A 26,177-nucleotide genomic window follows, 5' to 3' on the forward strand; every position below is an offset into this window, starting at 1 on the left:
TCCGGGCGGCGCCGGCGGGTATCCTGCATCCGGTCCGCAGCCCCACCCACAGGAGGTCGTCGTGTCCAGGGACACGGAGCGCAAGCTCATCGCCTCCAACAAGAAGGCCCGGCACGACTACACCGTCCTGAAGACGTACGAGGCGGGGATCGTGCTGGCCGGCACCGAGGTGAAGTCGCTGCGGGAGGGGCGGGTGTCGCTGGTCGACGCCTTCGCCCAGGAACGCGACGGCGAGCTCATGCTCTACGGCCTGCACATCGCCGAGTACGGCTACGGCACCTGGACCAACCACCAGCCCCGCCGCACCCGGAAGCTGCTGCTGCACCGGGTGGAGATCGCCCGGATCCTGGAGAAGCTGCGCGACGGGGGCGTGACGCTGGTGCCGCTGTCGATGTACTTCAGCAACGGCTGGGCCAAGGTCGAGCTGGGCCTGGCCCGCGGCCGCAGGTCGTACGACAAGCGGCAGGCGCTCGCCGAACGCGACGCCAACCGGGAGATCGCCCGCGAGCTGGGCCGCCGTCTCAAGGGCCGCCGCCCCGCCTGAGCCACTCGCAGGATTTGCCCCGGCGACGTTTGACAAGACTTCTTGTACATCACATCTTGTACGTCTAGCCTGTCCCCATGTCCGAGGACGAGTCGACCCTGCACCTGACCGATCCGCGCGCCATGCGCGCGCTGGCGCACCCCACCCGCCTGCGGCTCCTCGGCGAGCTGCGGGTACGCGGCCCGCAGAGCGTCGGCATGCTCAGCGACCTCGTCGACGAGGCCGTCGGGTCGGTCAGCTACCACCTCGGCAAGCTCGCCGAGCACGGCTTCATCCGGGAGGCACCCGAGCACGCCCGCAACCGCCGGGAACGGTGGTGGCGGGCGGCGCACAGCCGCACCAGCTGGGAATTGGTCGAGGTGCTGCACGACCCGGAGCGCAAGCTCGCCTCGGACCTGCTGCGCCGGGCCGTCTTCCAGCGCTACGTGGAGCGGTTCCAGGCCTACCTCGACAGCGAGGCCACCCTCGACCCGGAGTGGGTCCGGGGCACCACCAGCAGCGACCAGACCATGCACCTGACCCCCGACGAGCTGCTCGAGTTGCACGGCGAGCTGGCGGAGCTGGGTGCCCGCTGGCAGGCCCGCAGCGACCCCGACCGGCCCGCCGCCCGCACCGTCACGCTGATCTGGCAGGCCTACCGGGGGCCGCAGTGACCGCCGCGCCCCGCCGCTGGGGCCCGCTGATCGGCCTGCTGATCGGCCACACGGTCTCGCTCACCGGCAACATGCTCACCTACATCGCCCTGCCGCTGTACGTGCTGGCCGAGACCGGCTCACCGGCGGCGACCGGCCTGACCGGGGCGTTCGCCGCCGCGCCCGTGGTGCTCGGCGGCGCCCTCGGCGGCGTGGTGGTCGACCGGATCGGCTACCGCCGGGCCAGCGTCGTGGCCGACCTGGTGTCCTGCGCGACGGTCGCCGCCGTCCCGCTGCTCGACGCGACCGTCGGCCTGCCGTTCTGGGCGCTGCTCGCGCTGGTCTTCGCCAGCGGCCTGCTCGACACGCCCGGGCAGACCGCCCGGACCGCGCTGCTGCCCGAGGCGGCGACCGCCGCCCGGGTGCCGATCGAACGGGCGATCGGCTGGTTCGAGGCCACCGAACGCGGCTCGCGACTGCTCGGCGCGCCCGTGGCCGGGCTGCTGGTCGCGGCCATCGGCGCGCTGCCGGTGCTGGCCGTGGACGCCGCCACCTTCGCCGTCTCCGCGCTGGTGGTGACGCTGCTGGTGCCCCGCGGCATGCGCCCGGCCGAGCCGGCGTCGGAGGAGTCCGGCGGGTACTGGCGGAACTTCGCCGCCGGGGTACGGTTCCTGGTCCGGGAGCCGCTGCTGCGCGCAATGGTGCTGCTGGTGCTGATCACCAACTGCTTCGACGCGACGAAGAGCAGCGTCCTGCTGCCGGTGGTCGCGGACCGCGAGCTCGGCGGGGCCACCGCGTTCGGCCTGCTGGTCGGCGCGATGGGCGGCGGCGCGCTGGTCGGCTCGCTGCTGTTCAGCGCCGTCGGCCACCGGCTGCCCCGCCGCGCCACCCTCGTCACCACCTTCGCGGTCGCCGGCGGGCCACCCTTCTGGGCGCTGGCCGCCGCGCCGCCGCTGCCGGTGGTGGTCGCGATCTTCGCAGTCTCCGGTCTCGCCGCGGGTGCGATCAACCCGCTGATCGGCGCGGTCGAGCTGGAGCGGGTGCCCGCGCACATGCGGGCCCGGGTCTACGGGGTGGTGGGGGCCGGCTGCTGGGCCGCCATGCCGCTCGGCGCTCTCGGCGCCGGACTGGCCACCGACCGGTTCGGCCCCACCGCCATCCTGGTTACGATCGGCACCGCCTACGTCCTGGTCGTGCTCACCCCGCTGCTTGGCGGCCCGTGGCGCCGGATGGGCCGGCCGGCGACGGTGGACGAGCGACCGGCCGACCTGGCCAGCACACCCGGCTGAGCCCTGGTCTGCCACTGGTGGCCGGGGCGGCGCCGGCCCGGACCGCCCCGGCGATGAACTCGGGACAGTCGCCGTTGCGCACGGCAGCCGCGGCGTCGCTGGCGTATCCGAGCGCGGCGGCCGCGCTGCGCGCACCCCGCCGCTGCGGCTTAGACTCCGGACATGAGGCGTGGAGCTTGACCAGCGAATCAGTGCGTTCCGTGCCGCCTGGACACGTCTGCTGGACCTTCGACGACACCGCGGTCTTCGACGCCCGGGCACAGCGGTTCCTCCTCGCCGGCCTCGACGCCGGCGAACGGGTCCGCTACGTGACCGCCGAGCCGGGGGACGTCGCCGTGGCCCGGTGGCAGGGCGTCCCGCGCCTGCGCGAGGCGCTGCGCGGTGGGGCGGCGGAGGTGGTGTCGGTGCGCGACACCTACGGCGAGCGGCACGTCGTCGACCCGGCCGCCCAGGTCGCCGCCTACGCCGCGTTGACCGACGCGGCCGTGGCCGATGGTCACGCCGGCCTGCGGGTGGCCGCCGACGCGACGACGCTCGTGGTCACCGCGGAGCAGCGCGCCGCCTTCGCCCGCTACGAACACCTGGTCGACCGCCTCATGCGGGTCCGGCCGATGTCGGCCGCCTGCGGCTACGACCGGCGGGTGCTGGACGGCCGGGCGATCGAGGAGCTGGCCTGCCTGCACCCGGCGGCCGACCCGGGGGCCACCCTGTTCCACCTGTACGCCGGGCGCGACGAGCTGGTCCTCGCCGGTGAGCTGGACCCCTCCAACCACGACCTCTTCGACACCGCGCTCGCCCGGGCGCACGTCGACGACCCCACCGGCGAGCTGGTGGTCCGCGCCGACGAGCTGCGCTTCATCGACCACCGGAACCTGATCCACCTGCACCGGCACGCCGCCCGTCGCGGCGGCACGGTGGTCCTGCACACCCCGCTGACCTCCGCCGCCCGGCTGGTCGAGCTGCTGGGGCTGTCCCGCGTCCGGGTCGCGGTGGTGGCGCGATGAGGACCGGTGCGGCCGCCGGGCACCGCGGCTACTTCCACGAGGCGGTCTGCTACGGCTCCGACGACGATCTGCTCGCCGTCGTGGTGCCCTTCCTCACCGGCGGGGTCGCCGCCGGGGAGCCGACGCTGGTCGCCCTCGGCGAGCGCACCACCGCGCTGGTGCGCGCGGCGCTCGGCCCGGACTCCGGGGTGTCGTACCTCGATGGCGGCGACGTGTACGGGCGACCGACCGCGGCGATCAGGTCGTACCGCCAACTGCTGGCCGACCACGTCGCGGCAGGAGCGGGGCAGATCCGCATCATCGGCGAGCTGCCCGCGTTCGGCCCGACCTGGGACTGGTGGGCCCGCTACGAGTCGGCAATCAACCACGCGTACGACGACTTCCCGCTGTGGGGGATGTGCGTGTACGACACCCGCACCACCCCGAGCGCGATGCTGGCGGACGTGGTCCGCACCCACCCGCGCACGGCGATGCCGGACGGGCGGCACGTGCCGAACGAGGGCTACACCCCGCCGGAGGTGTACCTGCGGGAGAACCGGCCGATCGTGCCCGACCCGTTGCAGGCGGACGCTCCGGCCGTCGAGCTGCACGACCCGACACCGGCGCGGGCCCGCGAGGCGGTGCACGAGGCAGGTCGCGGCCGGCTGAAGGTCGACGACGTCGACGACCTGGCCGTGGCGGTGAGCGAGGTGGTGACCAACGCGCTGCGACACGGGCGGCCACCGGTGCGGTTCCGGCTCTGGGTCGGCGAGGACCGGATCGTGGTGAGCGTCGACGACCGCGGTGCCGGGCCGAGCGACCCGTACGCCGGTCTGCTGCCCGCGGGGGGCGCGGCGCCGGGCGGGCTCGGGCTCTGGATCACCCATCAGTCGTGCAACCACGTCGTGATGCACCGCGGCGCGGACGCCTTCACGCTGCGCCTGACCGCCGGCAACCCGCACGTCACGCCCTGACGGCGGCGGCCGGCCCGGCGGGGCCGGTCAGTCGCGGAGCAGGGCCGGTCAGTCGCCGCGGAGCAGGTCGGCGTGGACGGCGCGCAGCCGGTCCAGGGCGCGGTCGGTGCCCGGTGGGACGCGCTGGTCCAGCTCGGCCCAGACCTCGGCGAGGGCGGCGGTGACCGCGCGCAGCTCGGCGGCGTGCCGGCGGGCGCCCTGCCGGTGCGCCTCCTCCAGGCGGCGGGCCCAGCCGGCGGTGACGGCGGCGAGGCGCTCACCGTCGGCGCGGGCCTGGGCGGCGGTGCGGGCCGCGACGGCGGGCACGATCGCGGCGACCGGGCGGGAATCGCCGTCCCGGGTGACCAGGGTGACGGTGTCGGTCAGCTCGGCCATGGCGATCAGCTGGGTCAGCCGGGTGCGCAGCTCGCGCAGCGGCAGGGAACGGGGTCGACCACTGTGGTCGGTCAGCGCGGGGGCAGCCATGCCGTCATGCTCAGCCGGGGGTACGACATTTATCGTCGTGACGCTCCGGCGGGTCGTTCGGGCGCGGGCCGTGGGGGGCGGGGCGGGCGGCGGCCCGCCCCGCCCCCGGCCGGTCAGCTGGCCTGCAGGGTCACGTCGTCGATGACGAAACTGGTCTGCAGCGACGAGTCCTCGGTCCCGGTGAACTTGAGGGTGACGGTCTGGCCGGCGTACGCGCCCACGTTGAACGAGCGCAGCGCGTAGCCGCTGGCGGCGTTGAGGTTGGAGTACGTCGCCAGGGTGGCGGTGCCCACCTGCACGGTCAGCCTGTCGTACGCGGTGCCGGTGGTGGTCTCGGCGGTGTCGATGTGCAGGTAGAAGGCGAGGGTGTACGTCGAGCACCCGGCCGGCACGGTCACCGACTGCGACAGCGTGTCGGTGTGGGTGCTGCCGTAGCCGTCGAGCCACGCCTTGTACGACCCGGTGCGGGCGGGCTGGCTGGCCGAGTTGGTGATCACGCCCGAGGTGGCGGTCCACGGGGTGGTGCCGGACTCGAAGCCGCCGTTGCCGATCACCTGGCCGCCGGCGCACCCGCCGGTGCCGGTCACGGTGAGGCTGTAGGTGGCGGTGCGGGTGACCGATCCGGTGCCGGTGACCGTGATGGTGAAGGTGCCGGTGGTGGCGGTCGACGAGGCGCTGACGGTCATCGTGGCGGAGCCGCCGGAGGTGACCGACGAGGGGCTGAACGACACGGTCACGCCGCTGGGCGCGCCGGTGGCGGACAGCGCCACCGGCTGCGGGCTGCCGCTGGTGGTGGCGGTGCTGACGGTGGCGGTGGTGGACGCGCCCCGGGCCACGCTGCCGGAGGTCGGGCTCACCGACACCGAGAAGTTGTTGGTCGGGGTGCCGGTGCCGACCGCGAGCTGCCAGATGGCGTACGCGACGCCGTCGGCGTTGCGGTTGAGCACGGTCGCGCTGATGTTGCCGGTGGTGTCGCAGGAGCGGTGGTAGCAGGGGTCGTACGCGGCGTTGGCGGTGCCGCCCCACTTGGTCGCCTGGGCGCTGGTCTTGCGGGCGCTGGCGCCGGCGGCGTACCCGGAGGTGGGGATGCCGCCCTGCTGGAACGAGTAGTCGTCGGAGCGGCCCTGCCCCTCGACGTTCTCCTCCGGCTGCAGGCCCAGCGAGTCCCAGTACGCCTTGAGCGGCGCGGCGGTGGTGGAGGTGATCCGGTTGATGAAGTAGCCGCCGTTGGTCGAGCCGACCATGTCGAAGTTGTAGTAGCCCTTGATGTAGCCGCGCTGGGTGGCGTTGAGCGAGTTGACGTAGAACTCCGAGCCGTTGAGGCCCTGCTCCTCGTCGGTCCACCAGGCGAAGCGGACCCGCTTGGTCATCGACGGGTTCTGACTCGCCAGCACCAGCGCGTTCTCCAGCAGGGCGGCCGAGCCGGAGGCGTTGTCGTTGATGCCCGGGCCGGCGGAGACGCTGTCCAGGTGCGCGCCGAACATGACGACCTGGTCGGCGGGGCCCTGCGGCCACTCGGCGATCAGGTTGTTCGACGGGTACGTGCAGGAGGAGCAGTACTGTTCGCTGACCGTGTAGCCGGCGGCCTGGAGTCTGGTCTTGAGGTAGTTGACCGACGCGGTGTAGCCGGCCGACCCGGCCCGCCGGGTGCCGCCGTTGCTGGTGGCGATGGTCTGGAACTGGGTCAGGTGGGCCTGGACGTTGGTGATCGAGATGTCCGGCGCCGCGAGGGCGGCGAGCGGGGCGGCGGCCGGTGCGGCGGCCGGCGGGGTCGCCGTGGCCGGCGGGGCGGCAAGCGTCATCGTCACGGCGGCGAACACGGCGAGGGCGAGGCCCTTCGTCGGCGTGCTACGTCTCATGCGAACTCCTCGTGGGGGTCGGCGGGCGTGGCCGGATCCCTGGCGGGGGTCAGGTCGGAGTGGACGGGATCTCGCGGCCCGGGGGTGAGGTCGCGGCGGTCACGCCGGGGATTGAAACACTGACATGTATCAATCTCCCGGTCAACCGGCCGAACGGTGTCACAATCCCGGCCCGTCGACGGGCACCCTCACTCGCCGCGTCAGGAAAGACCCGGCGACCTGCGGTGACGCCACCGTCGGCGGAGTAGCCACCCCGCGTACACACCACGCGTATACTCGGTGTGTATAGTCACCGGCATGTCCATCGGTCAGACCTTCCTCGGCCTGCTGGAGGAGACTCCCCGGCACGGCTACGACATCAAACGCCTCTACGACGAGCGCTTCGGCCACGCCCGCCCGCTGGCCTACGGCCAGGTCTACGCGACCCTCTCCCGGCTGCTGCGCAGCGGCCTGGTCCAGGTGGAGGCGGTCGAGCCCGGCGAGGGTCCCGATCGCAAGCGGTACGCGATCACCGAGGCGGGCGTGACCGACGTCCAGCGTTGGCTGGCCACGCCGGAGAAGCCCGAGCCCTACCTGCAGAGCACCCTCTACACCAAGGTGGTGCTGGCGCTGCTGACCGACCGCGGCGCGGCCGACCTGCTCGACGTGCAGCGCGCCGAGCACCTGCGGCTGATGCGGGAGCTCACCCGCCGCAAGCGCGACGGCGACCTCGCCGAGCAGCTGATCTGTGACCACGCCCTGTTCCACCTGGAGGCGGACCTGCGCTGGCTGGAGCTGACCGCCGCCCGCCTCGACGAGCTGGCCGCGGAGGTGCGCCGGTGAACCCCACCCCGCTGCTGGCCGCCGAGGACCTGCACCGTCGCTTCGGCGCCACCGTCGCGCTGGCCGGCGCGTCGCTGCGCGTCGACCCCGGCGAGGTGGTGGCCGTGATGGGCTCCTCCGGTTCCGGCAAGTCGACCCTGCTGCACTGCCTCGCCGGCATCGTCCGCCCGGACGGCGGTCGGGTCCGCTACGAGGGGCGGGACCTGGCCGAGCTGTCCGACGCCGATCGCAGCGCCCTGCGCCGGGAGAGCTTCGGGTTCGTGTTCCAGTTCGGCCAGCTGGTGCCCGAGCTGACCTGCCTGGAGAACGTGGCGCTGCCGCTGCGGCTGGCCCGGGTCGGTCGCCGGGAGGCCGAGCGCCGGGCGCTGGACTGGCTCACCCGGGTCGAGGTGGCCGAGGTGGCGGGCAAGCGGCCCGCCGAGGTCTCCGGCGGCCAGGGGCAGCGGGTCGCGGTGGCCCGGGCGCTGGTCGGCCGGCCCCGGGTGGTCTTCGCCGACGAGCCGACCGGCGCGCTGGACTCGCTCAACGGCGAACGGGTGATGCGGCTGCTCACCGGGGCCGCCCGGGAGACCGGCGCGGCCGTGGTGCTGGTGACCCACGAGGCGCGGGTGGCCGCGTACTCCGATCGGGAGGTCGTGGTGCGCGACGGCCGCACCCGCGACCTCGAGGCGGTCGCGTGAGCGCCGGCGGACGCTTCCGGGGCGCGGCGGCCGACCTGGCGATGGGCGCCCGGATGGCGGTCGGCGGTGGCCGCGACGGGTGGACCCGGGCGGTGCTCACCGCGCTCGGCGTCGGCATCGGCGTGGCGCTGCTGCTGCTCGCCGCGTCGGTGCCCGGCGCGCTCGACGCCCGCCAGGCGCGCGGCGACGCCCGTGATGACCTGCGGATGGGCCAGGAGCTGGCGCCGGCGGCGAACACCCTGCTGGTGTCCATGGTGGAGACCGAGTTCCGGGGCCGTCCGGTGCGCGGCCGGCTGGTGCGTCCGGAGGGACCGGACGCGCCCGTGCCGCCGGGGTTGACCCGGCTGCCCGCGCCCGGCGAGGCGGTGGTCTCCCCCGCCCTGCGGGACCTGCTCGACTCCCCCGACGGCGCGCTCTTCGCGCCCCGCCTGGGCGGGGCCCGGGTCACCGGCACCATCGCCGACGACGGTCTGGCCGGCCCCGGCGAGTTCGCCTTCTTCGCCGGCGACGACCGGCTGAGCACCGAGCGGGGCGCGACCCGGCTGGACCGCTTCGGCGGCGGGCTGCCCGGGGAGGGCTTCGGGCCGGTGCTGTTGCTGCTCGTCGCGGTCATCTTCGTGGTGCTCCTGCTGCCCATCGCGGTCTTCCTCGGCGCCGCGGTGCGCTTCGGCGGCGAACGCCGGGACCGTCGCCTGGCCGCGCTGCGCCTGGTCGGCGCCGACGCGGTGATGATCCGGCGGATCGCCGCCGGCGAGGCCGCCACCGGCGCGCTGCTCGGGGTCGCCGTCGGAGGCGCGCTGTTCGCCCTCGGCCGCCAGCTCGTGCCGCTGGTCACCCTCTTCGACCTCAGCGTGTACGCCTCGGACGTCCGCCCGCCCCTGCCGCTGGTGGCGATCGTCGCCGTCGCCGTGCCGGCGCTGGCCGTGCTGGTGTCCATGGTGGCGCTGCGCGCGGTCGTGGTGGAGCCGCTCGGGGTGACCCGGCGCGGCGTGCCGGCACGCCGTCGGCTGTGGTGGCGGCTGCTGCTGCCCGTCGTCGGGCTCGCCCTGCTGTACCCGCTCACCGGCATCCGGGACGACGGCTCCGCCGCCACCCGCTACCAGGTGGCGGCCGGCGCCGTGCTGCTGCTCGTCGGCACGGTCACCCTGCTGCCCTGGGCGACGGAGCTGCTGGTCCGCCGGCTGCGGGGCGGGCCGGTCGGCTGGCAGCTAGCGGTGCGACGGATGCAGCTGGACAGCGCCACCTCCGCCCGGCTGGTCAACGGCATCGCCGTGGCGGTGGCCGGCACCATCGGACTGCAGATGCTCTTCGCCGGGGTGGCCCGGGAGTTCACCACCGCGACCGGGCAGGACACCTCCCGGGCGCAGGTCCAGGTGCAGCTGCCGGCCGGCCCGGACACCGCCGGGGCGGTCCAGCGGCTCGTCACCGCCGCCGGGGTCACCGGCGCCAACAGCACCCTCACCACGGTGGCCAACGCCGGCGACCTGGTGCAGTTGCGGGTCGGCGACTGCACCGCGCTGGCCGAGTTCGCCCGCCTCGACCGCTGCGCCGACGGCGACGTGTTCCTGGTCGAGACGCCGGGTACGGCGGCCGCCGTCGCGCCCCGCGCGACGCTGACCGTCGACGGGACGGCGCGGTGGCGGGTGCCGGCCGACGCCCGCCGCGTCCCGTCCCGGCCCACCCCGGCCGGATGGGAGCAGCGGGAGGTGCTGATCACCCCGGCCGCGCTGGGCGGGGCGACGCTGGGCGAGCTGCGCGGCGAGGTGTTCCTGCGGCTCGACCCGGACGCGCCGGACGCGGTAGAGCACGTCCGCAACGCCGCCGCGACCATCGACCCCACCCTCGCGGTGACCACGCTGACCGAGGTCCGGGAGAGCGACCGGTTCGCCGACGTCCGGCGCGGCCTCTACATCGGCGTGGTGGTGACCCTGCTGCTGATCGCCGCGAGCATGCTCGTCGGCACCCTGGAACAGCTGCGGGAACGCCGCCGGCTGCTGGCCATGCTGGTCGCCGTCGGCACCCGCCGCGGCACCCTCGCCTGGTCGGTGCTCTGGCAGACCGCCGTGCCCGTGCTGGTCGGCCTGACCCTCGCGGTGGCCTTCGGGCTCGGCCTGGGCGCCGTGCTGCTGCGCCTGGTGCAGGCCCCGGTGACCGTGGCGTGGCCCGTCGTCGGGCTCTCCGTCGGCTTCGGCGCCCTGACCGTGCTGGTGGTCACCGGGCTGAGCCTGCCGCTGCTGATGCGGCTGACCCGGCCGGACGGGCTGCGCACCGAGTGACCGCCGGCCCGGGGCCGCATCGCGCCACGCGGGGCGGCCCCGGGCAGGATGGGGGCATGCGCCTGGTCTCCCTGCTGCCCTCCGCGACCGAGATCGTCTACGCCCTCGGCCTCGGCGACGACCTCATCGGGGTCACCTTCGAGTGCGAGGTGCCGGCCGCCGACCGGGCCGTCAAGACCGTGGTCGTCGGCGGCACGGACACCCGGGGCATGACCCCGGGCCAGATCGACGCGCACGTCCGGGCCCGGCTCGCCGCCGGCGCCGACCTCTACACCCTGCACGCCGACGCGCTCGCCGGGCTGGACCCCGAGCTGATCCTGACCCAGGACCTGTGCCGGGTCTGCGCCCTGCCCTCCGGGCACGTCGCGGATGCCCTCGACCACCTGGGCTGCCGCGCCGACGTGCTCTCGCTCGACCCGTACACCCTGGACGAGGTGCTGGCGAGCATCCTCGCGGTGGGCGACGCCGCCGGCGTACCGGAGCGGGCGCGGGCGCTGGTGGACGGTCTGCGCGACCGGCTCGCGGCGGTCGCGGCGGCGGTCGGGGACCGGCCACGGCCCAGGGTGGCGGTGGTGGAGTGGACCGACCCGCCGTTCACCGCCGGGCACTGGATCCCCGACCTGGTACGCGCCGCCGGCGGCGAGCCGGTGGCCACCCGCCCCGGCGCCCGCTCGGTGCAGGTGCCCTGGTCCGAGCTGCGTGCCGCGGCACCGCAGGTCGTGCTGGTCACGCCCTGCGGTTTCCGCCTCGACGGCGCGGTCGGCCAGGCCCAGGCGGTGGCGGAGCACTTCCCGGGCACACCGGTCTGGGCGGTCGACGCCGACGGACTGGTCGTCCGCCCCGGCCCGCGTCTGGTCGACGGCGTCGAGGCGATCGCCGCCGTCCTGCACCCGGACGCGGTGCCCGCCCCGCCCGCCGGCGCGGTGGCCCGGGTGGCCTGACGGCCCGGCCGGCGCGACCCCCGGTCAGCCCGCCCCCGCGAGCAGCGCCTCCGCCGAGGTGGTCCGCGCGTAGAGCAGGAACCGGCCGACCCGGTGAGTGCCCACCAGACCCGCGTCCCGCAGCGCGGTGAGGTGCTGCGAGACCGTGCCGGGGGCGAGCCCGCAGCGGCGCGCCAGTTCGGTCGTCGAGGACGGCACGGCCAGCTCGTGCAGCAGGGTGGCCCGGGTACGGCCCAGCACCCGGCTCAGCGCCTCCCCCGGTGGCAGCGCGGCGCGTTCCCAGAGCGTCGCCACCGCCCCCGCCGGGTAGCGCAGGGTCGGCTGCCCGGACGCCTCGACCAGGTTCGAGAACGGCCGCGGCCAGGTGAAGACCGACGGCACCAGCAGCACCCCGCGACCGTCCAGCCGCACCGACCCGGCGGTCGTCAGGTGCTCGACCAGGAGCGTGCCGTCGTCCCAGGAGACGTAACGGTCGAGGTGGTTGAGCAGACCCCGCACCCCGTCGACGGCCATCCGGCGGGCGCCGAGCAGCACCTCCCGCTCCAGCAGGGTCCGCATCCGCGGCCAGTACGGGGCGAGCGCGACGTCGGCGTAGGCGCGGATCTGCGCGGCGAGGTCGGCCAGCTCGGCCTCCGGGTCCGCGCGCAGGGCGGCCGTTCGGGGCGTGGGCGGCACCGGATCGCGGTCGAGGCAGGCGCGGACCGCCTCCGGCGGGGTCGCGGTGAGCGCGGCCAGTTCCAGGTCGAGGGTGGGCCCGGTGGTGGTCGGCGGTGGGCAGACGAACGACGGGATCACCACGGTGGGTACCGGCACCAGGTCGGCAAGGAGTCCCCACTCCACCGTCGCCAGCCGGGGCACCACCTGGCGCGCCCAGGGCAGGTGCGCGGGGAAGCCGGCCGGGTTCTTGACGATCCGTACGCTGGCCACCACCTCCCACAGCGGCGACACGGCGAACCTGGTGTTGGCCAGGTCCGCCACCGACAGCGCGGCGCGCAGCACCTCTCGTCCCCCGTCCTTTCGTGGCCCGCGGATTTGCCCTGGGCCGAATTCATCGACCCCGGACCGGGCGTCCGGGCACCGTGACCGGCATGATCACCGACCCGCGCCCGACCGCCCGCTGGTCCCGCGCCTTCCGTCAGTTGTACGCCGTCAGCGTCGTCGGTGGCATCGGCCAGCAGGTGGCCCTGCTGGCCGTCCCGGTGCTCGCCGTCGACGTCCTGCGCGCCACCCCCGGGCAGGTGGGCCTGCTGGGGGTGCTCGGCACCGCGGCCTTCCTGCTGATCGGCCTACCCGCCGGGGTCTGGGTGGACCGGGCCGACCGCCGCACCGTCATGATCTTCGCGGATCTCGTCCGGTCGGTGCTGTTCGCCTCGGTCCCGGTGGCCTGGTGGGCCGGTTGGCTGACCATCGGGCAGCTCTACCTCGTGGTCCTGCTCGCCGGGGCCGGCACGGTCTTCTTCGACGTCGCCGAGCAGAGCTACCTGCCGGCGGTGGTCGGCCGGGAGCGGCTGGTGGCGGCGAACTCGCTGCTGGTGAGCACCGGCGCGACCATCCAGATCGGTGGGCGGGCCCTCGGCGGATTCCTGGTGCAGTTGCTCAGCGCGCCGGTGGCCCTGGTGCTCAACGCCCTCGCGTACCTGGTCTCCGCGCTGGTCCTGACCCGGCTGCGACCGGACGCCGCGCCGGCCCGGCAGGCCGGCCGGGGCGACGGCTTCGGCCGCCAGCTCGCCGAGGGGGTACGGCACGTGCTGGGCAACCCGCTGCTGCGGCCGCTGGTGCTCTCGCTCGCGAGCATCAACCTCACGGTCAACGTGATGACCACCATGCTGCCGGTGGTCTTCCTCCGCGAGCTGGGGCTCGGCGCCGGGGCGCTCGGGCTGTTCCTTGGCGCCGGCGGTGTGGGGGCGCTGCTCGGGGCGGTGACCGCCCGGCCGCTGGCGGACCGGATCGGCCACGGTCGGGCGCTCTGGCTGCCCGGGCTGATCGTGGCGCCGCTGGGCGCGCTGGTGCCGCTGCTGGACACCGGTCCGGCGCTCTGGCTGGCCGGGTTCGGCTGGCTGGCCACCGCCTGGCGCACCGGGATCGGCAACGTCATCGGGGTGAGCCTGCGCCAGCGCTGCACCCCGGACGCGCTGCTCGGGCGGATGAACGCGGTGTTCCGCTTCCTGCTGTTCGGCGCGATCGCGGTCGGCGCCGCCCTCTCCGGCCTGCTCGGCCAGTACGCCGGTGTCCGCACGGCGCTCTGGCTCGGCGCCGCGGGTGCCGCGCTGACCTGGCTGCCGATCTTCTGCTCCCCGCTGCGCGCCCTCGCCGAGCCGCCGACGGTGGCCTCACCGCGGGGGCCGGCCACCGTCGCGGACGCCTGCGCACCGGCGGCCCGGACCGGCCGTTGAGGACTGTTACCCCGCTGTTACGCCCCGGTGGGACGGCTGTGGCGGATCGGCCCGACCGTCGAACTCGAACCGGCTCACCGGGCCGGACGGAACAGGCAGGGAGGACACCATGCGATCCACGAGGACACTGGGGGCGGTGGCGGCGGTCATGCTCGCCGTCCTGCTCACCGCCGCCACGGCGGCCACCGCGGGAGCGCGGCCCACGACCACCGGCACGCAGGTCGCGCCCCGGGCGGTCACCGGCGCGCCGTACTGCGGGATCACCTGGGGCAGCGCGGAGAAGACGACCGGCCCGCTCAGCAGCGCCCCGCTGACCCAGGTGCGTACCGGTCGGCACGACTGCTTCGACCGGGTGGTGTTCGAGTTCGCCGGCCCGGTGAGCGGCTACTCGGTCGCCTACGGCGAGACCTGGACCGAGGGCGAGGGGCTGGCGCTGTCGCCGTACACCGCCGGGGACGCGCTGCTGCGGGTGTCGCTGCGGGCACCGGCGTACGACGACCAGCACGTCGCCACCGTCCCGTACCGGGTCGGCGAGCACGCCGCGAACGTCCTGCGCTACTCGACGCTGCGCGACGTCGTCTTCGCCGGCAGCTTCGAGGGCTACACCACCTTCGCCGTCGGGGTGCGGGCCCGGCTGCCGTTCCGGGTGTTCGTGCTCGCCGGCCCCGGCACGCACAGCCGGATCGTGCTCGACGTGGCGCACCAGTGGCAGGAATGACCAGCCGTCGGGGCGGGGGTCCGGCGTCGACCGGCCCCCCGTCACCGGCCGTTGCGGCAGGACCGGCCGATGACCTCCCGGGGCTACCCTGAGGACGTCATGGACGGCCGCGTGCTGCTGGTCGAGGACGATGCCTCCATCAGGGAGGTCACCGCCCTCGGTCTGCGGCGGGCCGGCTTCCGGGTCAGCACCGCGGTCGACGGCCGCGCCGCGCTGGCCGCCTGGCGGGCCCAGCCGGTCGACCTGGTGGTCCTCGACGTGATGCTGCCCGGCCTCGACGGGCTGGAGGTGTGCCGGGAGATCCGGCGCACCAGCGCGGTGCCGATCCTGATGCTCACCGCCCGCACCGACACCATCGACGTGGTCGTCGGGCTGGAATGCGGCGCGGACGACTACCTGCGCAAGCCGTTCGACCTGCCGGAACTCGTCGCGCGGGTACGCGCCGGGCTGCGCCGGGCCAGCGCCGTCGTCGAGGAGACCATCCTCACCGTCGGCGGGCTGGAGATCGACCCGAACCGGTTCGTCGTCCGCAAGGCCGGCCGGGAGCTGACCCTGACCGCCACCGAGTTCCGACTGCTGCTGGAGCTGGCCCGCCGGCCCGGCCAGGTGTTCACCCGCGAGCTGCTGCTGGACCGGGTGTGGAACCACTCCCACCTCGGCGACTCCCGACTGGTCGACGTGGCGGTGCAGCGGCTGCGCGCCAAGGTGGAGGACGATCCCGCCGAGCCCCGGCTGGTCCGCACGGTGCGCGGTGTCGGCTACAAGCTCGCCACGGCATGACGGGAGGATGGCGCGATGGCCACGGGCGCCGTACCGCCGGGTCGGCTCCGCCGCCGGTTGACGGTGGCGTTCGTACTGGTCGCCGGGGTCTCCGCCGGGGTGCTCGCCGGCGGGTCGTACCTGATGCTGCGGCAGGCCCGGCTGGACGGCTCGGTGCAGCGGGCGGCGGCCGACGCCCGCTACCAGCTCGTCCTGGCCGGGCAGTTCGTGCCGCTGACCGACACCCGTCGCGCCGAACTGCTGACCAGCTTCGAGGGCAGCGGCCGGCACGTGCTGCTGGTCGCCGGGGACACCCGCGCGTCGCACCCCTCGTACGCCCCCACCCCCGGCCCGCAACTGCGGGCCGCCGTCGCCGACGGGCAGCTCGGCTACGAGCGGCTGGACGGCACCGGCGGACGGCACCTGCTGGTGGTCGGCGGCCGGATCCCCGGCTCGACCGCCGAGCTGTACGCCGTCACGGACGAGAGCGACCTGGTCGGCGGGCTGGACCAGCTGCGCACCGCGCTGGCGGTCGGCTGGCTGGCGGTGGTGGCGCTCGCCGCGGGCGTCGGGCACTCCCTGGCCCGGCGCACCCTCGAACCGGTGGGCCGGGCCAGCCGGGCCGCCCGGGCCGTGGCGGAGGGGCTGCTGGCGACCCGGCTGCCGGTGCGCGGCCGGGACGAGTTCAGCGACTGGGCCGCCGCGTTCAACGACATGGCGCAGGCGCTCCAGACGAAGATCGACGACCTGTCCCGGGCCGAGGCCCGGGAGCGGCGGTTCACCGCCGACGTGGCGCACGAGCTGCGTACCCCGGTCACCGCTCTGGTGGCGGCGGCCTCGCTGCTGGCCGACCGGCTAGACACACTGCCCGACGACTCCCGCCGCGCCGCCGAGCTGCTGGTCGCCGACGTGGTCCGGCTGCGCACGCTGGTCGAGGAGCTGATGGAGATTTCCCGGCTGGACGCCGGCCGGGAGGCGGTCGACCTGGCGTCGGTGCCCGCCCTCGCCCCGCTGCGCGACCTGGTCGCCGCGCACGGCTGGGCCGGCCGGGTCGTCGTCGCCGGCGACGAGGCCGTCCTGCGCACCGACCCGCGCCGGCTGGAACGGGTGCTGGCCAACCTGGTCGGCAACGCCGTCACGCACGGCCAGGGCGAGGTCCGCGCGAGCGTGACCCGCACCGGCCCGCTGCTCGTGTACGAGGTGAGCGACCAGGGGCCGGGGATCGCTGCCGAACACCTGCCGCACGTGTTCGACCGCTTCTACAAGGCCGACCCGGCGCGCTCCGGTCGGGGCAGCGGCCTCGGCCTGGCCATCGCCCGGGAGAACGCCCGGCTGCTCGGCGGCCGGCTCACGGTCCGCAGCACCTTCGGCGTCGGCACCACGTTCCAGCTGGCGCTGCCGATGACCCCGCCCGACGCCGAACCGGGAGGAGAACCGTGAACCGGCTGCCCGCCCTGCTCGCCGCGCTCGCGCTGCTGCTCGCCGGCTGTGGCGACGCCCGCTCGGGCACCCTCGGACCGGCCCCGCGCGCCGCCGCGCCCGGCACCGCCACCGCCCCGGTGACCGCCCCCACCGCCCCGTCGGGCACCCCGACCGGCGTCCCCGGGCCCACCGCCACCCGGTCGACCGGGCCGGTGACGCCGCCCCGGACTCCGACGCCGTCGCCGGCCGCCACGGGCAGCGTGACGGTGCAGCTCTGGTTCGCCCGGGCCGGGGTGGTGGTGCCGACCCGGCGTACGCGACCCACCACCGTCGCCACCTCCCGGCTGGCGCTGGCGGAACTGGCCGCCGGACCGACCTCCGCCGAGGCCGCCGCCGGCCTGGCCACCCTGGTCCCCGCCGGCGTCGAGATGGTCCGGATAGCCGAGGGCACCGCCACCGTCGCCCCGCCGGAGTCCTTCGCCGACACCGACGCCCGGACGCTGCGGCTGCGACGGGCGCAGGTGGTCTGGACGCTCACCCAGTTCCCCACCGTGCGCCGGGTGGCCTTCGCCGGTAGCGGCGTCGTGCTGGCCCGCACCGACCTCGCCGACCTGCTGGCGCCGATCGTGGTCACCGAGCCGGCGATCGGCCAGCGGGTCGCCGGGCCGGTCACCGTCGCCGGCACCGCCGACGTGTACGAGGCGACCGTCTCGATCCGGATCCTCGACGGCAGCGGCCGGGTGGTCGGCACCGGCTTCACCACCGCCACCTGCGGCAGCGGCTGCCGGGGCGACTACCGCGGCGGAGTCGCGTACCGGTTGGCGACCGCCGGCCCCGGCACCGTCGAGGTGTACGAGGTGTCGCCCCGCGACGGCTCCCGGACCCATGTGGTGGCCGTGCCGGTCCTGCTGGCCGCCACCGCCTGACCGGCGCCACCGCCCGACTGCGGCACAAAACGGGCTCGTTTCCCGACCGCACTGCGAGACATCTCATAAAGCTCGGCGTGGGCTCGCCTGCCCCGGCTAACGTGAGTACGAAATCGTTTCGCTTCGGGGGGATCATGCGCCAGGGGAACATCCCGGCCCAGGCGGGCACCACGGCCGGCGGGGAGCGTCACCCCGAGCTGCTCGACACCGTTCTCACGCTGATCCGCGAGGTCGGCTACGACCGGATGACCATCGACGGGGTCGCCGCCCGGGCCCGGGTGAGCAAGGCGACCATCTACCGGCACTGGCCGGGCAAGGCCGACCTGGTCGCCGCCGCGCTGCGGCACCGGCACGTCGGCGTGCAGACCCCCGCCGACACCGGGTCGCTCCGCGGTGACCTGCTGGAGCTGCTGCGCACCACCGCCGCGATCTGCACCGCCGACAGCGACCTGGTGCAGGCCCTCATCCTGGCCATGCGGACCTGCCCCGAGCTGGAGCACCTGATCCGGCAGCAGGTGCTGCCCGCCGGCCGGGTGGCCAGCGTCGCCGTCGTCGTCCGCGCCGCCGCCCGGGGCGAGATCCCCGCCGAGGCCGGCGAGCGGGACCTCTTCCACGATCTCGCCCCGGCCATGGTCATGTCCCGGATCCTCGCCCACGGCCTCCCCGCCGACGAGGACTTCCTCACCCAGCTCGTCGACCAGGTGCTCGTCCCGGTCCTCCGGTACCGCGCCGCCTGACCACGCCCGGCCGCGTCACCACGGACCCGACGCGCCCCGACCGCACCGCAACACCACGTCACGGAAGGCTGCACCATGCCCGGTACCACCTCGACCGCCCCCGGCGCGCCCCGCGCCCAGGCGGCGGCCACGCCGCACCCGCGGCGCTGGCTGGTCCTCGCGGTCATCGCGATCTCCCAGCTGATGGTCGTGCTCGACGCCACCATCGTGAACATCGCCCTACCGGAGGCCCAGGCCGACCTCGGCATCTCCGACGCGGACCGGCAGTGGGTGGTCACCGCCTACACCCTGACCTTCGGCGGCCTGCTGCTGCTCGGCGGGCGGATCGCCGACTACTGGGGTCGCAAGCGCACCTTCCTCGTCGGCATGGTCGGCTTCGCCCTGGCCTCCGCCATCGGCGGCCTGGCCACCACCGGCGGGATGCTCTTCGCCGCCCGCGCGCTCCAGGGCGCCTTCGGCGCGCTGCTCGCCCCGGCCGCCCTGGCCCTGCTCACCGTGCTCTTCACCGAGCCGAAGGAGCGGGCGAAGGCATTCGCGGTCTACGGGGCCATCGCCGGCGGCGGGTCCGCCGTCGGCCTGGTGCTCGGCGGCGTGCTCACCCAGTACATCGACTGGCGCTGGTGCCTGCTGGTCAACATCCCGATCGCCGTGGTCGCCCTGTTCGCCGCCATCCCGCTGGTGCCGGAGAGCCGCGCCCACGGCGACACCCGGTACGACATCCCCGGCGCCGTCGTGGTCACCGCCGGCCTGGTCTCCCTCGTGTACGGCTTCACCCGGGCCGCCGAGGACGGCTGGGACGCCACCGCCACCATCGGGTTCATCGTCGCCGGCGTGGTCCTGCTCGCCGCCTTCGTGGTGATCGAGCTGCGCTCCAGCCACCCGCTGCTGCCGCTGCGCATCCTGCTGGACCGCAACCGGGGCGGGGCGTACCTCGCCTCCACTCTGATCGGCGCCGGACTGTTCGGGGCGTTTCTGTTCCTGACGTTCTACTTCCAGCAGACGCTCGGGTACACGCCGGTCGAGGCCGGCCTCGCCTCGCTGCCCATCACCGCCGGCGTGCTGATCAGCGCGGGCGCCGCCAGCCAGCTGCTGCCCCGGGTCGGCGCGAAGCCGCTGATGGTGGCCGGTGCGGCGCTGGCCGCCGTCGCCATGCTGTCGCTGACCCAGATCGACGTGGACAGCTCCTTCGTGGCGCACCTGCTGCCCGCCCAGGTGGTACTCGGCCTGGGCCTCGGCTTCACCTTCGTGCCGCTGTCCAGCCTCGCCCTGGTCGGCGTTCCCGAACACGACGCCGGAGCGGCCAGCGCCACCCTCAACGCCACCCAGCAGATCGGTGGCTCGCTCGGTACCGCGCTGCTCAACACCTTCTTCACCAGCGCGGTCACCGCGTACCTGGCCAGCCGGGTCCCCGACCAGGCGACGATGGCCCAGGCCACCATCCACGGCTACTCCGTGGCCTTCGCCTGGGGTGCCGCGCTGATCCTGGTCGCCGGCCTGACCACCATGCTGCTGATCAAGGTCCGCAAGGAGGACCTGGCCACCGGCGCGGTACACATGGGCTGAGCGTCGCTGTCGCGGCGACACGGCTTCCGCCGTGTCGCCGCGGCGCGGTCGGTCGTCGCCGGACCCGGGGTCGAACCGGGCGGGCCACCGTCATGAGCAGCGGCTGGGCCCACGTCCTCCGGCGGCACCATAGTGGATGGCAGTCGAGACCAAGACGGGAATCGAACCCGTGTGTACGGTTTTGCGGACCGTCCCCTGGCCACTCGGGCACTCGGTCGAGGTGGAGCAGTGCCCCCGGCTGGATTCGAACCAGCGGTCCCCAGATTCGGAATCTGATGCGCTCTCCACTGCGCCACGGGGGCATGAGCAGCGCGGACGGGATTCGAACCCGCAACGTGTCCCGGGTGAAAGCCGGGCGACTCTCCCACTTCGTCCACCGCGCCATCCGCGTGCCCGGGCTTGGGCCACGAGGGTTCGTGCTGCGAGCGGAGGACTCGAACCTCCATCGACCGATCCAGAGTCGGCTGTGCTGCCGGTTGCACCAGCTCGCAAGGGTTCCGTTCCGCCGCTGGCGGATACGGACCGTGCCCCGACCAGGATTCGAACCTGGGATCTCCGGCTTCGTAGACCGGCGCTCTCTCCGCTGAGCCATCGGGGCGTACGACCGGCGCCTCCCCCCAGGGGCGCCGGCCGGCCTAACCCTTCACGCAGACCACCTGCTTGAGGTGCGCCACCACCTCGACCAGGTCGTCCTGCTGCGCCATCACCTTGGTGATGTCCTTGTACGCGCCGGGGATCTCGTCGACCACCCCGGCGTCCTTGCGGCACTCCACCCCGGCGGTCTGCCGGACCAGGTCGGCGGTGCTGTACGTCCGCTTCGCCTGTCCCCGCGACATCCGCCGCCCGGCGCCGTGCGACGCCGAGCAGTACGCGTCCGGGTTCCCCTTGCCGCGCACGATGTACGAGCCGGTGCCCATCGACCCCGGGATGATGCCCAGGTCCCCCCGACCGGCCCGGATCGCGCCCTTGCGGGTCACCAGCACGTCCACCCCGTCGTAGCTCTCCTCCGCCACGTAGTTGTGGTGGCAGCTGATCGGCTCGCCGTAGGCGACCTGCGGAAACTGCTCCCGGACCACGCCGCAGAGCAGCGCCAGCATGACGGCCCGGTTGCGCCGCGCGTACTCCTGCGCCCACCAGAGGTCCCGACGGTAGGCGTCCATCTCCGGCGTGCCGGCGAGGAACACCGCCAGGTCGCGGTCGGGCAGGTCGACGTTGTGCGGCAGCTTCCGCGCCACCCCGATGTGCCGCTCGGCGAGTTCCTTGCCGATGTTGCGGGAGCCGGAGTGCAGCATCAGCCAGACCTGGCCGGCGTCCGGCCCGCCCTGCTCGACGCAGACCTCGATGAAGTGGTTGCCGCCACCGAGGGTGCCCATCTGGTGCTGGGCCCGACTCTCCAGCTGCGCCACCCGGCGGTCCAGCTCGCCGAACCGCTTCCAGAAGGCGTCCCAGCCGGCCTGCTCCAGGCCCCGGATCCGGCGCGGGTCGACCGGGTTGGCCCGCTTGGCGAAGCCGACCGGGACGGCCGCCTCGATCGCCGCGCGCAGCGGCGCCAGGTCGTCCGGCAGGTCGGCCGCGGTGAGCGAGGTACGCACCGCGGACATCCCGCAGCCGATGTCCACGCCGACCGCCGCGGGCGAGACGGCCTGCCGCATCGCGATGACGGAGCCGACCGTGGCGCCCTTGCCGAAGTGCACGTCGGGCATGACCGCGACGCCCTGCACCCAGGGCAGCGCGCCGATGTTACGCAGCTGCTGCGCGGCCTGCGGCTCGATGCCGTACGGGTCGGTCCAGACCCGTACCGGCGCCCGGGTGCCCGGCAGCGGGGTGAATGCCATCGTCTTCTCCTGGTGTCGTGGGGGTGCCGCCCCGGGTGGGGCGGCGGGAAGGCTCGTGGACCGCCCGGGAATCGAACCCGGCCGGAGTGGCTTGCAAGGCCTCTCTGCGCCCCAGCGCGCAGCCCGTGGGATGGGAGTGTTCCGAGCGGCTGGCCGGATTCGAACCGGCGATCTTCGCCATGGCGAGGCGACGCGCTACCGCTGCGCCACAACCGCGTGTCGTCACTACGTAGGCCGTACGGGGCTCGAACCCGTAACCTCCCGGCTGAGAACCGGGTGAGCTGCCAACTTGCTCCAACGGCCCGTGCGGGGTGCTGGTCGCACCCCGTGTCGTCCCCCCGGCCGACACGGTCGCGGCGCCGGCCGGGTTCGTACTCATGCCATCCACTGTGGAGTTGAGAAGAAGCGACGTCGCCGGCCGTGCCGGGACATGAGGCAGGGGTGACAGGACTCGAACCTGCAACCATCGGGTTTGGAATCCGGTGCTCTTCCGGGTTGAGCTACACCCCTCGGACGGGTGCCGGGTGACGAAAAAGCCGCCCGTACCCCGGTGGGGTGGGCGGCTGCGCTGTCGCGCTGGCGCTATCCGCGCCGCCACCCTCGCCGCCAGCCACACCGGCCCTGGAGCAGGCCCCGGGCTCGTTCGCCCGCGGGCAGCATGGCACCGCCGCGCGGCATGGACCGCGTGGTCTCGGTGCTGGTCTGCTGCTGCACGGCGGGCTCCCCGGAGTGATCGGTGTGACGTTGCGGCATTGACGGTAGGCGAGGCCTCCCGGGGCCCGCAACGGATATTCCGAGAATCCTTCGGCGGTTGCCGAAGGATTCCGCCGCTACCGTCGCAGCCCGATGCGAGGAAGGAGACGTCGATGGGGTTGGCGGAGCAGGTGGCCGAACGCTTCCGGGAGGTCAACGGGGAGCATCCGATGACGGCGGCCGATGACGCGTACGTCGACGCGCAGTTCGTCGTCCTCGAGGAGCTCTGCGCGGCGCACGGGCGCGCCGTCGACGCCGTACGCCGGCTGATGCTGGACCGGCGGTTGCCGCTGCCGGGCTACCTGCGCTCGGACGGCGCGCAGATGGTGCCGGCGGACCTGTTCTCGCTGGCCGACCGGGCGGGCGGGCCGGCGGCGCTGCGGGCCTGGTTCACCGCGCACTGGGCGGACCCGAGACAGGGCGCGGCGGAGTGGGACGCCTACCTCAGCGGCCGGTACGTATGCCTGCGGTCGGTGACGCCGGAGACGATCCGGCGCAAGGACGAGCTGACCGCGGCGATCCGCGCGGCGGTGGACCGGCCGGAGCCCGGCGCGGGGTGGGCGCGACGGTTGCACGCGCTGGTGGACGAGTTGGACGGATTGGAGCCGGCTTTCACCGGCTACGACCGGCTGCGCTTCGGCGGCCCGACCTCCCGGGACAGCTGCATCGACGCGGTGCGGGCTCGCGTCCCGTTCCCGCCGGCCGGAGGGCGCGCACCCGGCGCGGCCGGCTCAGCGGGGTGATCGCAGGACCTCGTCACGGACGAGCCGGACCAGGCCGGGCTTCACGGCGGTGGTAGCCACCCCCATCGCCCGGCGCAGGAAGCGCCGCTCGTCCAACTCGCGCAGCATGGCGGCGGCAAGGTCCGCCCGGGCGGTGAACACACCGTCCGCGCTGCCGTCGGCGACGAGATGGTCGGTGACCGTGGGATGTTCGAAGAGGCCGGACGGGCGGACGATGGTCCAGTCCAGGTCGCTGGCCCGGACCACCTCCTCCATCCGCCGCATGTCCTGGTGCACCTGCCGGACCAGCACCCGGTTGACGTACGGGTCGAGGACGTGGTTGAAGAAGAACGCGTTGCTGGGTCGCCAGCCGGGGTCCAGCACGCTGGAGCTGACCACCATCAGCCGCCGTACGCCGTGGCGTCGCATCGCGGTGACGACGGCGGTGGCCGCCGCCGAGTAGGTGGTGACCGGTTTCCGGCTGGGCGTGACGCCGAGCGCGGAGAGCACGGCGTCGGCGCCGGCGACCGCCGGTTCGATCGCGGCGGGGTCGGTGGCGTCGGCGGCCACCACGGTGAGGTGGTCGTGCCGGGGCAGTCCCCGGGGGCGGCGGCTCACCGCCGTGACGTGCTGGCCGGCGGCGAGGGCCTGGCCGGTGAGTTGCCGGCCGGTGGGTCCGCTGGCGCCGATGACGACGATGCGCATGTGTCTACTCCTCCTCCGGGACCCGGGCGGTCCGGGTCGCTCGGTACGCGTTGACACTGCGGGTCCCGGGCGGCATGTTCAACGTTGATGAATAAATCCCGAGGACGTCCACGCGGCAATCCGCCGACCCGCGCGCGCATCGCGGAGGCGGCGCGGACGCTGTTCCTGCAACGGGGCTACCAGGGCACCACGCTGCGGGCGGTGGCCGCCGCGGCGGGCGTCGACCAGGCCCTCGTCAGTTACCACTTCGGCTCCAAGCAGGGCCTGTTCGGCGAGGTGATGCGGGTGCACTGCGCGCAGTCCCGGGCGCTGGCCGAGGCGCTGCCGGGCGACCCGGCCGGGCTGGCCGACCGGCTGCTGCAGGCGGTGGTGACCCTGTGGGACGACGCCTCCGCCACGGGCGAGCCGGCGCCGGACGACCAACTGCTCGGCCTGGTGCGCGAGTACCTGGACCGGGAGGTGCTGGTCCGGCTCGCTGAATTCCTCGGCGGCCCCGACGCGACCGAGCGCGCCACCGCGGCGGTCACCGTGATCGGCGGGATGATCTACACGCGGTACCTGAATCCGCTCCCGGCCGCGTCCGGCCTCTCCCCCGCCGACGTCCGGCGGATCCTCGGTCCGGCACTGCGCGCGGCGCTGGCGCCCCGGCACCGGTCCGGCCGTCTCCGGCCGCCCGTGCGCGGCGCGACGGGGCACCCGCTCAGCCGGGAATCGCGTTCCCGACCGGTGGGGTGAGTCCAGGTAGTGCGGGTTGGTCATCACGCCCAGCACATTTCCGAACGGGACCACGGACGCCGTGACGAACCCGGCACCCCGCTCCCGGATCGGGTCGTGCTCGCGGGCGCCGGCCGCCAGCAGCCGGGCCACGGTGGCCAGCAGGTCGTCGACGTGCCAGTAGACCATCGCCCCGCCCGGGCCGGTGGTCGCGCCGGGCGGGGCGTACCGGCTGTCGATCAGGCCGAGTTCGTGCTGGTGGTCGCCGAGGCGGAACTCGTAGTACCCGGGCCTTGCCGCTACAGCCGCAACCTCGGCATTCTCCGCCCCCACGCTCACGTCTGAACTTGTTTGCTTACGGTGGGTCAACCAGCGGCAGAACATCGCTGATGTGGCCGTCTTCGAAACTTTTCTGTAGCTACCGACCCGACGCCTGCGCCGGTGCTGCCGGCATAGGGGATCTCGCCGTCCCGCGCTGCGCCGCTCCGGCCAGCGCTGCAGTCGTCGCCGAAGTGCTAGCGACGACCGACTTGGCCGACCTTGGGTACGCACGCGCCGCGGCGTGGGCGGCGCGTATGTATTGCTCGACGGCTCCCGCAGAGGTTCGCCCGACTCCGACGGACTCGCTCCGCGCACGTTCCTCGGCAGTGGCACCGCAATCGTCCCGCCACTCACCTTCAATGGTGGCCGAGCTACCTTCCTCAGCGGGGTCGGCATCAGCGGCAGGTCGTTCTCCGGCGGCTTGGTCCGTGGCGTAATCGACCATCTGGAACGCGTACGCGGCGGGGGTGTGGGCCTGGTCGACGAAGCCGGGCACCTGCCGCAGCAGGTCACGCACATCGTGCCCGGCGCGCTCCAACTGGTCGAGCTTGTACGCCAGCGCCGGCCACGCCGCCGAGCCGATGACCCGCTCCGCCCGGTCGGCGGTCCACACCTCCCGCACATGCACCGCCAGCGCCTCCTGGCGCTCCTGGGCGGTGCGGCGTCGCTCGCCGACGTCATCGGGCCGGGCGTCCGCTGGCCTGTCGCCGTCGTCCAGGGCGGCGCGGTCGAGCTGGTCGGACAGCCACGCCCCATCTCCCGGCCAGGCACCGGTCTGCGGGTCGACGCGGACACCGCGCTCGGCGAGCCGCACCACCATGACCCGCTGCGCGGCACCGGCGCGCGGGTCGACGGCCGCCCACCCGGCGCTGGCCCGCCAGGCCCGCGCGATGTCGTCGACCGACGCCTGCCGCCACCACGACGCCCGGGTCGCCGGCCGCCACACCGCCGCGTCGGCCTGCTGTGCCGCGCGCACCTGGGCGCGGATGTGACGGGCCTGTTCCTCGCTGGCCCGGGCGGTGCGTTGCAGCTGGGCGATGCGGGCGTCGATGAGCACCTGCGCCAGTTGCCCGGCGGCCCGGATCGCGGCGGTGACCGCCGCGGTGGCCCGCTGGTGGATCTCGGCCATCTCGTTGTCGGGCAC

24 protein-coding genes and 8 tRNA genes are annotated in these 26,177 nt (G+C 74.5%); 18 read left to right on the forward strand and 14 right to left on the reverse strand.

Features of this window, described 5'->3' with window-relative positions; all coding sequences use genetic code 11:
* Positions 1-61 precede the first annotated feature (61 nt).
* From smpB to ACTMS9_RS28000, 5 genes are all read left to right on the forward strand, one after another.
* Positions 62-544, forward strand: coding sequence for an SsrA-binding protein SmpB (gene smpB / locus ACTMS9_RS27980; protein ID WP_441148616.1), 483 nt, complete (start codon positions 62-64; stop codon positions 542-544).
* Between the two features lie 77 nt (positions 545-621).
* Positions 622-1,197 carry an ArsR/SmtB family transcription factor gene (locus ACTMS9_RS27985; protein WP_441148617.1) on the forward strand — a complete coding sequence of 192 codons (576 nt, stop codon included), beginning with the start codon at positions 622-624 and terminating at the stop codon, positions 1,195-1,197.
* Positions 1,194-2,465, forward strand: a complete 1,272-nt coding sequence (locus tag ACTMS9_RS27990; RefSeq protein ID WP_441148618.1) for an MFS transporter — start codon at positions 1,194-1,196, stop codon at positions 2,463-2,465. The genes ACTMS9_RS27985 and ACTMS9_RS27990 overlap by 4 nt, the downstream gene beginning before the upstream one ends.
* Positions 2,466-2,665: 200 nt before the next feature.
* Positions 2,666-3,469 (forward strand): MEDS domain-containing protein, encoded by an 804-nt coding sequence (locus ACTMS9_RS27995; RefSeq protein WP_441166403.1) that lies wholly within the window; start codon positions 2,666-2,668, stop codon positions 3,467-3,469.
* Positions 3,466-4,422, forward strand: a complete 957-nt coding sequence (locus tag ACTMS9_RS28000) for an anti-sigma factor RsbA family regulatory protein (protein ID WP_441148620.1) — start codon at positions 3,466-3,468, stop codon at positions 4,420-4,422. Before ACTMS9_RS27995 ends, ACTMS9_RS28000 begins: the two co-directional genes overlap by 4 nt.
* A gap of 48 nt (positions 4,423-4,470) precedes the next feature.
* Here ACTMS9_RS28000 and ACTMS9_RS28005 read toward each other — a convergent pair whose 3' ends face one another.
* Positions 4,471-4,887, reverse strand: a complete 417-nt coding sequence (locus tag ACTMS9_RS28005; RefSeq protein ID WP_441148621.1) for a type II toxin-antitoxin system Phd/YefM family antitoxin — start codon at positions 4,885-4,887, stop codon at positions 4,471-4,473.
* A 113-nt stretch (positions 4,888-5,000) separates the two neighbouring features.
* Positions 5,001-6,746, reverse strand: coding sequence for a M28 family peptidase (locus ACTMS9_RS28010; protein ID WP_441166404.1), 1,746 nt, complete (start codon positions 6,744-6,746; stop codon positions 5,001-5,003).
* Between the two features lie 297 nt (positions 6,747-7,043).
* Between ACTMS9_RS28010 and ACTMS9_RS28015 the strand changes: the two genes are divergently transcribed.
* From ACTMS9_RS28015 to ACTMS9_RS28030, 4 genes are read left to right on the forward strand one after another with little or no spacing between them, the layout of a single operon-like run.
* Positions 7,044-7,568: a PadR family transcriptional regulator gene (locus ACTMS9_RS28015; protein ID WP_154936593.1), complete on the forward strand. Its 525-nt coding sequence runs from the start codon at positions 7,044-7,046 to the stop codon at positions 7,566-7,568.
* Entirely contained in the window at positions 7,565-8,248 is a 684-nt protein-coding gene (locus ACTMS9_RS28020; protein ID WP_441148624.1) for an ABC transporter ATP-binding protein, read from the forward strand. Before ACTMS9_RS28015 ends, ACTMS9_RS28020 begins: the two co-directional genes overlap by 4 nt.
* Complete coding sequence (locus ACTMS9_RS28025; protein WP_441166405.1) at positions 8,245-10,524, forward strand: FtsX-like permease family protein; 2,280 nt, start codon at positions 8,245-8,247, stop codon at positions 10,522-10,524. Before ACTMS9_RS28020 ends, ACTMS9_RS28025 begins: the two co-directional genes overlap by 4 nt.
* Before the next feature lie 56 nt (positions 10,525-10,580).
* A complete protein-coding gene (locus tag ACTMS9_RS28030; protein WP_441166406.1) occupies positions 10,581-11,465 on the forward strand; it encodes an ABC transporter substrate-binding protein in 885 nt (294 codons plus the stop codon).
* Between the two features lie 24 nt (positions 11,466-11,489).
* On the opposite strand, the gene ACTMS9_RS28035 is transcribed toward ACTMS9_RS28030, so the two are convergent.
* On the reverse strand, positions 11,490-12,464 hold the full coding sequence (locus ACTMS9_RS28035) for an ArsR/SmtB family transcription factor (protein ID WP_441166407.1): 975 nt from the start codon (positions 12,462-12,464) through the stop codon (positions 11,490-11,492).
* A gap of 89 nt (positions 12,465-12,553) precedes the next feature.
* Between ACTMS9_RS28035 and ACTMS9_RS28040 the strand changes: the two genes are divergently transcribed.
* The 7 genes from ACTMS9_RS28040 (at position 12,554) to ACTMS9_RS28070 (ending at position 19,983) form a co-directional block, all read left to right on the forward strand.
* Positions 12,554-13,858 (forward strand): MFS transporter, encoded by a 1,305-nt coding sequence (locus tag ACTMS9_RS28040; protein ID WP_441166408.1) that lies wholly within the window; start codon positions 12,554-12,556, stop codon positions 13,856-13,858.
* 109 nt (positions 13,859-13,967) lie between these two features.
* Positions 13,968-14,576, forward strand: a complete 609-nt coding sequence (locus tag ACTMS9_RS28045) for an AMIN-like domain-containing (lipo)protein (RefSeq protein WP_210775237.1) — start codon at positions 13,968-13,970, stop codon at positions 14,574-14,576.
* Between the two features lie 99 nt (positions 14,577-14,675).
* Positions 14,676-15,356 (forward strand): response regulator transcription factor, encoded by a 681-nt coding sequence (locus tag ACTMS9_RS28050; RefSeq protein WP_210775238.1) that lies wholly within the window; start codon positions 14,676-14,678, stop codon positions 15,354-15,356.
* A 15-nt stretch (positions 15,357-15,371) separates the two neighbouring features.
* Positions 15,372-16,775, forward strand: a complete 1,404-nt coding sequence (locus ACTMS9_RS28055; protein ID WP_441166409.1) for an ATP-binding protein — start codon at positions 15,372-15,374, stop codon at positions 16,773-16,775.
* Positions 16,772-17,683, forward strand: coding sequence for a Gmad2 immunoglobulin-like domain-containing protein (locus ACTMS9_RS28060; protein ID WP_441148630.1), 912 nt, complete (start codon positions 16,772-16,774; stop codon positions 17,681-17,683). Before ACTMS9_RS28055 ends, ACTMS9_RS28060 begins: the two co-directional genes overlap by 4 nt.
* Positions 17,684-17,817: 134 nt before the next feature.
* Positions 17,818-18,420, forward strand: a complete 603-nt coding sequence (locus ACTMS9_RS28065; protein WP_441166410.1) for a TetR/AcrR family transcriptional regulator — start codon at positions 17,818-17,820, stop codon at positions 18,418-18,420.
* A gap of 75 nt (positions 18,421-18,495) precedes the next feature.
* Positions 18,496-19,983 carry an MFS transporter gene (locus ACTMS9_RS28070; protein ID WP_441166411.1) on the forward strand — a complete coding sequence of 496 codons (1,488 nt, stop codon included), beginning with the start codon at positions 18,496-18,498 and terminating at the stop codon, positions 19,981-19,983.
* A 146-nt stretch (positions 19,984-20,129) separates the two neighbouring features.
* Here ACTMS9_RS28070 and ACTMS9_RS28075 read toward each other — a convergent pair.
* The 9 genes from ACTMS9_RS28075 to ACTMS9_RS28115 all read right to left on the reverse strand — a co-directional run bounded on the left by ACTMS9_RS28075 (position 20,130) and on the right by ACTMS9_RS28115 (position 22,328).
* A tRNA-Cys gene (locus ACTMS9_RS28075) sits at positions 20,130-20,200 on the reverse strand.
* A gap of 12 nt (positions 20,201-20,212) precedes the next feature.
* Positions 20,213-20,285: transfer RNA gene (locus ACTMS9_RS28080), tRNA-Arg, on the reverse strand.
* Between the two features lie 5 nt (positions 20,286-20,290).
* A tRNA-Glu gene (locus tag ACTMS9_RS28085) sits at positions 20,291-20,366 on the reverse strand.
* Positions 20,367-20,402: 36 nt separating this feature from the next.
* Positions 20,403-20,474, reverse strand: a tRNA-Gln gene (locus ACTMS9_RS28090).
* Between the two features lie 34 nt (positions 20,475-20,508).
* A tRNA-Arg gene (locus tag ACTMS9_RS28095) sits at positions 20,509-20,581 on the reverse strand.
* Between the two features lie 37 nt (positions 20,582-20,618).
* Positions 20,619-21,818: an RtcB family protein gene (locus ACTMS9_RS28100; RefSeq protein WP_441148633.1), complete on the reverse strand. Its 1,200-nt coding sequence runs from the start codon at positions 21,816-21,818 to the stop codon at positions 20,619-20,621.
* A gap of 144 nt (positions 21,819-21,962) precedes the next feature.
* A tRNA-Gly gene (locus ACTMS9_RS28105) sits at positions 21,963-22,034 on the reverse strand.
* A gap of 14 nt (positions 22,035-22,048) precedes the next feature.
* Positions 22,049-22,122: transfer RNA gene (locus tag ACTMS9_RS28110), tRNA-Glu, on the reverse strand.
* A gap of 132 nt (positions 22,123-22,254) precedes the next feature.
* A tRNA-Trp gene (locus ACTMS9_RS28115) sits at positions 22,255-22,328 on the reverse strand.
* A 356-nt stretch (positions 22,329-22,684) separates the two neighbouring features.
* On the opposite strand from ACTMS9_RS28115, the gene ACTMS9_RS28120 reads away from it, so the two are divergent.
* Positions 22,685-23,314, forward strand: a complete 630-nt coding sequence (locus tag ACTMS9_RS28120; protein ID WP_441166412.1) for a DUF6058 family natural product biosynthesis protein — start codon at positions 22,685-22,687, stop codon at positions 23,312-23,314.
* Here ACTMS9_RS28120 and ACTMS9_RS28125 read toward each other — a convergent pair.
* On the reverse strand, positions 23,303-23,998 hold the full coding sequence (locus ACTMS9_RS28125; protein WP_441148635.1) for an NAD(P)-dependent oxidoreductase: 696 nt from the start codon (positions 23,996-23,998) through the stop codon (positions 23,303-23,305). The genes ACTMS9_RS28120 and ACTMS9_RS28125 overlap by 12 nt on opposite strands.
* Before the next feature lie 87 nt (positions 23,999-24,085).
* Here ACTMS9_RS28125 and ACTMS9_RS28130 point away from each other — a divergent pair, with 87 nt between their 5' ends.
* Positions 24,086-24,733, forward strand: a complete 648-nt coding sequence (locus ACTMS9_RS28130; RefSeq protein WP_441166413.1) for a TetR/AcrR family transcriptional regulator — start codon at positions 24,086-24,088, stop codon at positions 24,731-24,733.
* A gap of 397 nt (positions 24,734-25,130) precedes the next feature.
* Here ACTMS9_RS28130 and ACTMS9_RS28135 read toward each other — a convergent pair whose 3' ends face one another.
* The gene (locus ACTMS9_RS28135; protein ID WP_441166414.1) at positions 25,131-26,177 is read right to left on the reverse strand and encodes a hypothetical protein; all 1,047 of its coding nucleotides are present in this window, start codon (positions 26,175-26,177) and stop codon (positions 25,131-25,133) included.

The sequence above is a fragment of the Micromonospora sp. L31 genome (assembly GCF_052068075.1).
Lineage (GTDB): Bacteria > Actinomycetota > Actinomycetes > Mycobacteriales > Micromonosporaceae > Micromonospora > Micromonospora purpureochromogenes.

Bases quoted from the DNA above. Each gene is read 5' to 3' on its own strand.
- ACTMS9_RS27985 (WP_441148617.1), top strand. From the start codon at position 622: ATGTCCGAGGACGAGTCGACCCTGCACCTGACCGATCCGCGCGCCATG.
- ACTMS9_RS28000 (WP_441148620.1), top strand. From the start codon at position 3,466: ATGAGGACCGGTGCGGCCGCCGGGCACCGCGGCTACTTCCACGAGGCG.
- ACTMS9_RS28005 (WP_441148621.1), bottom strand. From the start codon at position 4,887: ATGGCTGCCCCCGCGCTGACCGACCACAGTGGTCGACCCCGTTCCCTG.
- ACTMS9_RS28010 (WP_441166404.1), bottom strand. From the start codon at position 6,746: ATGAGACGTAGCACGCCGACGAAGGGCCTCGCCCTCGCCGTGTTCGCC.
- ACTMS9_RS28015 (WP_154936593.1), top strand. From the start codon at position 7,044: ATGTCCATCGGTCAGACCTTCCTCGGCCTGCTGGAGGAGACTCCCCGG.
- ACTMS9_RS28030 (WP_441166406.1), top strand. From the start codon at position 10,581: ATGCGCCTGGTCTCCCTGCTGCCCTCCGCGACCGAGATCGTCTACGCC.
- ACTMS9_RS28040 (WP_441166408.1), top strand. From the start codon at position 12,554: ATGATCACCGACCCGCGCCCGACCGCCCGCTGGTCCCGCGCCTTCCGT.
- ACTMS9_RS28045 (WP_210775237.1), top strand. From the start codon at position 13,968: ATGCGATCCACGAGGACACTGGGGGCGGTGGCGGCGGTCATGCTCGCC.
- ACTMS9_RS28050 (WP_210775238.1), top strand. From the start codon at position 14,676: ATGGACGGCCGCGTGCTGCTGGTCGAGGACGATGCCTCCATCAGGGAG.
- ACTMS9_RS28055 (WP_441166409.1), top strand. From the start codon at position 15,372: ATGGCCACGGGCGCCGTACCGCCGGGTCGGCTCCGCCGCCGGTTGACG.
- ACTMS9_RS28065 (WP_441166410.1), top strand. From the start codon at position 17,818: ATGCGCCAGGGGAACATCCCGGCCCAGGCGGGCACCACGGCCGGCGGG.
- ACTMS9_RS28070 (WP_441166411.1), top strand. From the start codon at position 18,496: ATGCCCGGTACCACCTCGACCGCCCCCGGCGCGCCCCGCGCCCAGGCG.
- ACTMS9_RS28100 (WP_441148633.1), bottom strand. From the start codon at position 21,818: ATGGCATTCACCCCGCTGCCGGGCACCCGGGCGCCGGTACGGGTCTGG.
- ACTMS9_RS28120 (WP_441166412.1), top strand. From the start codon at position 22,685: ATGGGGTTGGCGGAGCAGGTGGCCGAACGCTTCCGGGAGGTCAACGGG.
- ACTMS9_RS28125 (WP_441148635.1), bottom strand. From the start codon at position 23,998: ATGCGCATCGTCGTCATCGGCGCCAGCGGACCCACCGGCCGGCAACTC.
- ACTMS9_RS28130 (WP_441166413.1), top strand. From the start codon at position 24,086: ATGAATAAATCCCGAGGACGTCCACGCGGCAATCCGCCGACCCGCGCG.